We start from the raw sequence: 8,314 nt of genomic DNA, 5'->3' as shown, positions 1-8,314 counted from the left end.
CGCCCCGACCGCCAGGACGTGGTCGAACTTGCGGCGGGCCCTGCGCTCACGCCACTGGCCGTGGTACAGGTACTGGCCGCGTCCCGCGTCGTCGTACCCGAAGGCCTGGATGTGGCCGTCCGGGAACCGGCAGATCCACACGTCCGACCAGGCGGGCGGGACGACCAGGCGCGTGCAGCGCGCGACCTCGTCGGGGTCGGTCAGCCGCGAGCCGTCCACGTCGAGGTAGGAGAACCCCTTCCCGTACCGACGTCGGCCGTACCCGGGAGAGGAGACCGAGACGCGGCGCAGGCGGACCATCCGGTCATCCTGCCCCGCGCCCCGGCGACTCGCTCGTCAGCAGCACGCTCAGACCGGCAGCCGCAGCATGCCCTCCTGCGCGATGCTCGCAACGAGCGTCCCGTCGCGCGTGAAGACACGGGCGGCGCCGAGGCCCCGCCCGCCCTGCGCGCTCGGGGAGGACTGCACGTAGAGCAGCCACTCGTCGACGCGTGCGTCGCGGTGCCACCACATGGCGTGGTCGAGGCTCGCGATCGACGCTCCGGGCGTGACCCAGCTCGACCCGGTCTTGCGCAGCACGGGCTCGAGCATGATCTGGTCGCACGCGTACGCCATGAGGGCGCGGTGCAGGAGCTGGTCGCCCTCGACGGGGCCGCGGGCCTTCATCCACACCATCTGCTGGTCGGTCCGCTCGGCACCGGGGCCCAGGTAGAGCGAGCCGCCCACGTGCCGCAGGTCGAACGCGGCCTCGTGCGAGCGCGAGCGCGCGGCGGGGTGCGGGATCTTGCCGAGCTCGTCGAACGCCGACGGCAGGGTCTCGGGGTCCGGCGCCTCGGGCATGGGCGAGGTGTGCTCGACGCCGTCCTGCTCCTCCTGGAACGACGCGATCATCGACAGGATCGGCTTGCCGTGCTGGACGGCGTGCGTGCGGCGTGCGCTGAACGAGCGGCCGTCGCGCAGCTTCTCGACCGCGAACTCGATGGGGGCGTCGAGGTCGCCCGCACGCAGGAAGTACCCGTGCATCGAGTGGGGCCGGCGGTCGCCCTCGACGGTCAGGCCCGCGGCGATGAGCGCCTGGGCGAGGACCTGGCCGCCGTAGATCCGGGCGTTGGGCTGGTCGACGCTCAGGCCGCCGAAGCGCACGTCGGCGCCGTCGGAACGCGAGTCGTCGGCAGGCTTCTCCTCGAGCTGGAGCGCGCGCAGCAGGTTGCCGAGCGGGTCGCGCGCGAGCTCGTCCGCCGTGACCTTGGTGCGCAGGGGCCGAGGCGGGGGGGCCTGGGCAGCGCGGGCGGTCTCGTCGGGCTGGCCGGGCTGCTGGGTCTGGGGGGCCGTCACGTCGGTCACGTCACTCCTCGAAGGTGTTGATCAGCGAGTGGGCAGCACGTTCCAGGTAGTCCCAGAGCGTGGCCTCGTGCAGCGGGGCGAGGTCGAGCGAGTCGACGCCGGCACGCATGTGCGCGAGCCAGCGGTCCCTCGCGTCGGGGTTGACCTTGAAGGGGGCGTGGCGCATGCGCAGGCGGGGGTGGCCGCGCTGCTCCGAGTAGGTCGTGGGGCCGCCCCAGTACTGCTCGAGGAACATGGTCAGCCGGACCTTGGCGGGGCCGAGGTCCTCCTCGGGGTACATGGGCTTGAGGACGGGGTCCGCGGCCACGCCCTCGTAGAACACGTCGACGAGCCGTACGAAGGTCTCGTGCCCCCCGATCGCGTCGTAGAAGCTGTCCGAGGACGCGACGGACTCGCGCAGGCGCGGGGTCGCGGGGCTCACCGGGAGGGCAGCGGGGGAGCCGCCTGGCAGCGGTGCGGGCGTGCCGCCGGGGTGGGGGACGGGATCGCTGGTCACGCGGCCATCATCCCATCCGGTCGCGCGCGCCCGGGCGTCCGGGCGACGTGACGCTCGCCGCTGTCGGGCTCCTCACAGCCCCAGCTCGTCGAGCTGCGGGAGGGCCGCCCGGACCGTGGCGCGCGCGTCGGCCGCGCTCTCGGCCGCGAGCGCGAGCTGCGCGACCGCGCGGCACTCGGCGATCGTGACCGCACCCAGCAGCGCGGCGACGTCGGGGATCGCGCGCGCAGTCATCGACAGCGAGGACACGCCGAGCCCGACGAGCACGGCCGCGAGCACGGGGTTCGACGCCGCCTCGCCGCACACGCCCACGGGCCGCCCCTGGAGGTCCCCGCCGCGGCAGGTCGCGGCGACGAGCTGGAGGACCGCGGGCTGCCAGGGGTCGTTGAGCTCGGCGAGCGAGCCGAGGAGGCGGTCGGCCGCCATGGTGTACTGCGTGAGGTCGTTGGTGCCGATCGAGGCGAAGTGCGCGCGGGCGAGCACGGGACCGGCGAGCAGGGCCGCGCTGGGCACCTCGATCATGACGCCCGCGGTGTCGAGCCCGTGGGCCGTGCACCGGGAGACGAACCACTCGGCCTCGGCGACGGTCGAGACCATGGGGGCCATGACCCACACCACGGCTTCCTCCGCCGCGGCCGCGAGCGAGACGGCCTCGAGCTGCTGCTCCAGGAGGTCGGGCCACTTCTCGGAGGTGCGCAGCCCGCGGACCCCCAGGGCAGGGTTCTCCTCGTCGTCGACCGACAGGAAGTGCAGGGGCTTGTCCGCGCCCGAGTCGAGCGTGCGGATGACGACCTTGCGGCCGGGGAAGGCGTGGAAGACCGTGCGGTAGGCGGCGACCTGCTCGGCGATCGTCGGTGGCTCCTCGCGGTCGAGGAACGCGAACTCGGACCGGAAGAGCCCCACGCCCTCGGCCCCGGCGGCCGCGGCGGGCTCGGCGCCCGCAGGGTCGCCGATGTTGGCCAGGAGCTGGACCCGGTGGCCGTCCGCGGTGCGTCCTTCGCCCGAGAAGGTCCGTACGGTCGCGGCGAGCGCCCGGGCGGTCGCGACCTGCTCGTCCGTGGGGTGGACCAGGACCGTCCCCGCCGACCCGTCCACGAGGACCGTGTCGTCCGCGTCGAGCGCCTCGCTCGCCCCGGCCGCGGCGACGACCGCGGGGATGCCCATGGCGTTGGCGACGATCGCGGTGTGCGACGTGGGCCCGGCGCCGTCGGTCACGATCGCGAGCACGCGCGCCGGGTCGAGGCCCGCGGTCACCGACGGGGCCAGGTCGAGCGCGACGAGCACGAACGGTTCGGGGTGGTCCGGCACGCCCGGCGCGGGGCGGCCCGAGAGCGCGGCGACGATCCGGTCGCGCACGTCCGCGATGTCGCGCGCACGCTCGGCGAAGTACCCGCCGAGGGCCTCGAACTGCTGCGCGACCGACTCGGCGGCCTCCCACACGGCACGCTCGGCGATCAGGTGCTCGTCGACGACGCGCCGTTCGGCGTCGGCCGCGAGCGTGGGGTCGGCGGCCATCGCGGCCGTGGCCTCCAGGACGTCGCGCGTGTCCCCGGTCGCGGAGGCTGCGGCCCGTTCGAGGTCTGCCTGCACCTGGGCGGCGGCGACCGGGATGCGGTCGGCCTCTGCACGCAGGTCGGCCGTGGGACGCAGGCGGAGCCCGGGGGAGGGTTCCGCGAGCGGTTCGGGCAGGAAGACGACCGGCCCGACGACCTTCCCGGGGCACACCCCGATGCCGGTGATCGTCCGCTGTTCCTCGCTGGCCACGACGTCCTCCTGAGCTCGCCCGGTCCCGGCGGTCGGCCGGGTTCCCCTCCCTGGCAGTGTTCCCCAGCCGTGAGCCCAGCGCCAAGCGGGCAGCCGCGCGCGGCCGCGGGGGACGCGCCCGCCCGACGGCGTCGCGTGGTCCGGCGCCCGGGTCGCCCGCCGCGGGGGGCGGCCGGGCGGGACGAGCGGAACCTGCCGGGCGTGCGGGGGTGCGTGGCGCCGTCGGGCGGGAAATCGCCCGCTGTTCTCCCTCGCCGGCCTGTGCTGTGAGACTAGGGTGGAGGAAAGAGGCCTGTTCGCAGGCCTTACCCCGGCAACGGCGCCCGCAGCACAGGAGTCAGGAGTTCGTAGATGAGCAAGGCACAGCAGATCCTCGAGGCGCTCGGTGGCCAGTCGAACGTGGTCGACCTCGAACCCTGCATCACCAGGCTGCGCGTCGAGGTGACCAACCCGGCGCTCGTCGACGAGGTCGGGCTCAAGGCCACGGGGGCGTTCGGCGTGGTGCGCTCGGGCCGCGTCATCCAGGTGATCGTGGGCCCGGAGGCCGACAACCTCGCCGCAGAGCTCGACACGCTGCGCTGACACGAGCAGATGTCACCGACCGGTTCCGGACCTCCCGCAGGGACCGGCTCGTCCACGGACGAGCCGGTCCTGCGCGTCGGAGCACCGTTGGACGGAACGGTCGTGGCGCTGCGAGACGTCCCTGACCCCGTGTTCGCGCAGGCGTTCGCGGGGCCAGGCCTCGCGATCGAGCCCTCGGTGGACGGCGACGGGATCTCGACGGTCGTGGCCCCCGCGGCCGGCACGGTCGGTTCCCTGTTCCCGCACGCCTTCGCGCTCGAGGCGACCGGTGGGCGCACCGTCCTTGTCCACCTGGGCATCGACACGGTGCGGCTCGGGGGAGAGGGCTTCCAGCTCCACGTCGAGCCGGGAGACCGGGTCGAGGCGGGCGCGACCCTGCTGTCCTGGGAGCCGCCGCGCGTGGCTGCGCTGGGGCTGGCGACCGTGTGCTCGGTCATCGCGCTCCAGGGCGACCCGTCGCTCCTGACGTTCCTCGTCCCCCCGGGAGTGGCCGTCCGGGCCGGCGAGCCCCTCCTCGCCTGGGACTGAGGACGGCCCGCTACCGGTCCGCCTGTGTCGGGTCGTCGGGCAGCGCGTCGCGTGTCTGCAGCGAGTCCTTGGCCTGCATCGCGTCCTTCGGCTGCACGGCGTCCCGCGCCTGCAGGGCGTCCGGGTTCTGGGCGGTGTCACGGTTGTGCACCGCGTCCCGGACGGGAGCCGTGCCGTGGGCGGGCGCCTGGGTCGAGACCTGGGGCAGCACCGGCGCCGGTGCGTCCTGCGGCGTCTCCTCGAGGGCAGGTCGCGGCTCGGCGCCGGCCAGCGGTACGTGAGCCGCGGCGAGGCGCTCGCGGACGGTCGTGCGCAGCGCACGCGAGATCTCGCCCTGCATCGACGCCTGGGTCTTGACCGAGACCTTGAGGACCATCTCCTCCGGGGTCATCGACTCGATGCCGGACACGACCGGCTGCTCCAGGAGGTAGGTGCCCAGGACAGGGTCTGCGGCGACCGCCTCGCCGGCCTCGCGCAGGACCCGCTCGACCTGGTCGAGGTCCGCGAAGTACGCGACGTGCACCTCGGCCGAGGCGCGGCCCCACTCCTGCGACTTGTTGCCCGTGCGCAGGATCTCGCCGTTGCGGATGTACCAGAGGGTGCCGTCGCCGTCGCGGACCTTGGTCACGCGCAGCGCGACCTCCTCGACCGTCCCGGCCACGACCCCGAAGTCGACCGAGTCGCCCACGCCGTACTGGTCCTCGAGCAGCATGAACGTGCCCGACAGGAAGTCCTTGACGAGGCTCTGCGCGCCGAAGCCCAGGGCGACGCCCACGATCCCCGCCGACGCGAGGAACGGCGCGATGTTCATGCCCAGCTCGGTGAGCACCATGAGGACGATCGTCGAGCCGAACAGGATGTTCGCGGTCGAGCGCAGGACCGAGCCGATCGTGCGGGCACGCTGGGCGCGGCGTGCGCTCGCGAGCGGGTTGGCGCGCAGCAGGACGTTGCCCACGGGTGACTCCGTGAGGCCCTTGAGGCCCTTCATGCCGCGCCGCTCGGTGATCGGGGTGCCGTCGGCGATGTGCTCGGTCACGCGGCGGATGATGCGGCGGATCACGGCCAGCAGGACCGAGCCGATCACGACGATGAGGATGATCCGCAGCGGCGTGCCGAGGAACCACTCGAGCCAGACGTTGGCCTGTCCGGCGATCTGGTCGCCGATGTCGGTGGGGGACGGGGACGGGGAAGCCATCCCGGCAGGCTACCTGCCGCAGCGCGAGGCCCGACGGCGTCCGGCGCCCCACGTGACGAGCCTCACCGGGAGCGGGCGGACAGGTCCTGCGGAGGGCCTGTGAGGAGGGTGCGCGGGCGGTGTGCGCACGTGCCCGAGGGGCTGAACCTGGCGACCGCCCGCGCCACACCGGGCCCAAGGTCTGCCGTCGCCCCCGCGCTCTGGCAGGATCACCCTCGTGAGCGTTCCACAACATGTCACGGCCGACGTGCCCGAACCGCTGGTCCAGCTGGCCGCGGCCCATGGCGTCGCGCCCGACTTCTGGGGCTTCGACGGCACGCAGCGCCAGGTGAGCGCGCAGACCCTCGTCGCGGTGCTCGAGGCGCTGGGCGTGCCCGCGTCGTCCCCCGAGAAGGTCGCCGTGAGCCTCGAGCACTCGGTCGACGACGAGTGGCGGCAGATGCTGCCCCCGACCGTCGTGGTGCGCCAGGGCGACGAGCTGCGGTTCCCCGTGCACGTCGCCGACGGCGCGCCCGTCGAGGTGTGGGCAGAGCTCGAGCCGGTCGAGCAGCCCGGGTACCGGTCGACCGCGCCCGCGGTGCGGGAACGCCGCGCCCTGACCCAGGTCGACGCATACGTCGAGCCCCGCACGGTCGACGGCCGGGCGATCGGGCGGGCGACCTTCGCCGTCCCGGCGGGCATGCCGCTGGGCTGGCACGAGATCCACGCCACGAGCGAGGGCACGCAGGCGCGAGCCACGCTGGTCGTGACGCCGCAGCGGCTCGAGCTGCCCGACGCCGTGCGCGAGGGGCGGGCGTGGGGACTCATGACCCAGCTCTACTCGGTGCGGTCCAGGGCGTCCTGGGGCGTGGGGGACCTGGCGGACCTCGCCGACCTCGCGTGGCTGGGAGCGCACCGGGCGGGGGCCGACTTCGTGCTCGTCAACCCGCTGGCCGCGGCCGAGCCGCGCACCCCCATGACCCCCTCCCCCTACCTGCCCACGAGCAGGCGCTTCGTGAACCCGCTGTACATCCGCGTCGAGGACGTGCGCGAGACGGGCTATCTCTCGGCGGCGGACCGGTCGCTCGTCGAGTGGGCGTTCGACCCGATCCGCGACCTGAGCTCCGACGCCGGCCCGATCGACCGCGACGCGGCGTGGGAGGCCAAGAAGGCCGCGCTCGAGGTCGTCTTCGCAGCGCCGCGGTCGACCGCGCGGCAGGCCGCCTTCGACGCCTTCCGGGCCGAGCAGGGCAAGGGCCTCGAGGACTTCGCGACGTGGTGCATGCTCGCCGACCACTTCGGCGACCGCGACTGGCCTCCGCAGGCGCTCGATCCCGCGTCGCCCGCGGTCGCGGCCCTGCGCGAGCAGCTCGACGACCAGGTCGAGTTCTACTGCTGGCTCCAGTGGGTCGCGGACGAGCAGCTCGAGGTCGCGCAGCGCACGGCCCTGGACGCCGGGATGTCGATCGGGATCATGCACGACCTCGCCGTGGGGGTGCACCCGCACGGGGCCGACGCCTGGGCGCACCACGACGTCCTCGCGGGCGGGGTGACGGTCGGCGCACCGCCGGACATGTACAACCAGCAGGGCCAGAACTGGTCGCAGCCGCCGTGGGACCCGCGCGCCCTGGCCCGCGCCGGGTACGCGCCCTTCCGCGACCTGCTGCGCACGGTGCTGCGCCATGCGGGCGCGATCCGGGTCGACCACGTCATCGGTCTGTTCCGGCTCTGGTGGATACCGGGCGCGGCGCGCGCCGACGCCGGGGCCTACGTCCGCTACGACCACGAGGCGCTCGTGGGCATCCTGTGCCTCGAGGCCCAGCGCGCCGGGGCGATGGTCATCGGCGAGGACCTCGGCGTGTACGAGCCCTGGGTCCGCGACTACCTCGCCGAGCGCGGCATCCTCGGGACCTCGGTGCTGTGGTTCGAGAAGGGCGAGGGCGGGCGCCCGCTGGCGCCCGAGGCGTACCGTCGGCTCGCGCTGGCCACGGTCACGACGCACGACCTGCCGCCGACCGCGGGCTACCTCGCAGGGGAGCACGTCGACCTGCGCGAGCGCCTGGGCCTGCTCACCGAGCCGGCGGCCCAGGTCCGCCAGGTGGCACGCGCGGAACGGGACGGCATGGTGACCTTCCTCGCCGAGCGCGGGCTGATCGGTGACGACCCGTCCGAGCGTGAGCTCGTCGAGGCGCTGCACGTCCTGATCGCCCAGACGCCCGCGGCCCTGATCGGTGTCTCGCTCGCCGACGCCGTGGGGGAGCGTCGCACGCAGAACCAGCCCGGGACGGACCAGGAGTACCCCAACTGGAAGGTCCCGCTGGGCGACTCGTCGGGCAACGTGGTGCTGCTCGAGGACCTGTTCGACAACGCGCGGCTGCTCTCGCTCGCCAAGGTGATGCGGGAGTCCTTGTCATCTCCGCCGCGGG

General features: G+C 74.1%; 7 protein-coding genes and 1 pseudogene. 3 read left to right on the top strand and 5 right to left on the bottom strand.

All coding sequences use genetic code 11. From position 1 onward, the window contains the following. The 4 genes and pseudogenes from H9652_RS19995 to ptsP all read right to left on the bottom strand — a co-directional run. Positions 1–300 (bottom strand): annotated as a pseudogene (locus H9652_RS19995) (DNA topoisomerase IB); the annotation flags it as partial. A gap of 48 nt (positions 301–348) precedes the next feature. Then, positions 349–1,257: an acyl-CoA thioesterase gene (locus H9652_RS18295; RefSeq protein WP_138827442.1), complete on the bottom strand. Its 909-nt coding sequence runs from the start codon at positions 1,255–1,257 to the stop codon at positions 349–351. An 88-nt stretch (positions 1,258–1,345) separates the two neighbouring features. Further along, positions 1,346–1,765 (bottom strand): globin, encoded by a 420-nt coding sequence (locus tag H9652_RS18290; protein ID WP_404822062.1) that lies wholly within the window; start codon positions 1,763–1,765, stop codon positions 1,346–1,348. 147 nt (positions 1,766–1,912) lie between these two features. Beyond that, positions 1,913–3,604 carry a phosphoenolpyruvate--protein phosphotransferase gene (ptsP, locus tag H9652_RS18285; RefSeq protein WP_191798085.1) on the bottom strand — a complete coding sequence of 564 codons (1,692 nt, stop codon included), beginning with the start codon at positions 3,602–3,604 and terminating at the stop codon, positions 1,913–1,915. 351 nt (positions 3,605–3,955) lie between these two features. On the opposite strand from ptsP, the gene H9652_RS18280 reads away from it, so the two are divergent. Together H9652_RS18280 and H9652_RS18275 are read left to right on the top strand one after the other, a co-directional pair. Beyond that, positions 3,956–4,186, top strand: a complete 231-nt coding sequence (locus H9652_RS18280; protein WP_030150932.1) for a glucose PTS transporter subunit EIIB — start codon at positions 3,956–3,958, stop codon at positions 4,184–4,186. A 9-nt stretch (positions 4,187–4,195) separates the two neighbouring features. Then, positions 4,196–4,714, top strand: a complete 519-nt coding sequence (locus H9652_RS18275; protein ID WP_191798082.1) for a PTS sugar transporter subunit IIA — start codon at positions 4,196–4,198, stop codon at positions 4,712–4,714. A 10-nt stretch (positions 4,715–4,724) separates the two neighbouring features. Here the strand turns inward: H9652_RS18275 and H9652_RS18270 are convergent, their stop codons facing one another. Then, the gene (locus H9652_RS18270; protein ID WP_191798079.1) at positions 4,725–5,909 is read right to left on the bottom strand and encodes a mechanosensitive ion channel family protein; all 1,185 of its coding nucleotides are present in this window, start codon (positions 5,907–5,909) and stop codon (positions 4,725–4,727) included. Positions 5,910–6,126: 217 nt separating this feature from the next. Here H9652_RS18270 and malQ point away from each other — a divergent pair. Then, a partial coding sequence (gene malQ / locus H9652_RS18265; protein WP_191798091.1) for a 4-alpha-glucanotransferase occupies positions 6,127–8,314 on the top strand: 2,188 nt, incomplete at its 3' end.

This window comes from Oerskovia rustica (assembly GCF_014836555.1).
GTDB classification, from domain to species: Bacteria; Actinomycetota; Actinomycetes; order Actinomycetales; family Cellulomonadaceae; genus Oerskovia; species Oerskovia rustica.
This window is presented reverse-complemented; position numbering and strand designations above follow the sequence as displayed.

Bases quoted from the DNA above. Each gene is read 5' to 3' on its own strand.
- H9652_RS18270 (WP_191798079.1), bottom strand. From the start codon at position 5,909: ATGGCTTCCCCGTCCCCGTCCCCCACCGACATCGGCGACCAGATCGCC.
- H9652_RS18275 (WP_191798082.1), top strand. From the start codon at position 4,196: ATGTCACCGACCGGTTCCGGACCTCCCGCAGGGACCGGCTCGTCCACG.
- H9652_RS18280 (WP_030150932.1), top strand. From the start codon at position 3,956: ATGAGCAAGGCACAGCAGATCCTCGAGGCGCTCGGTGGCCAGTCGAAC.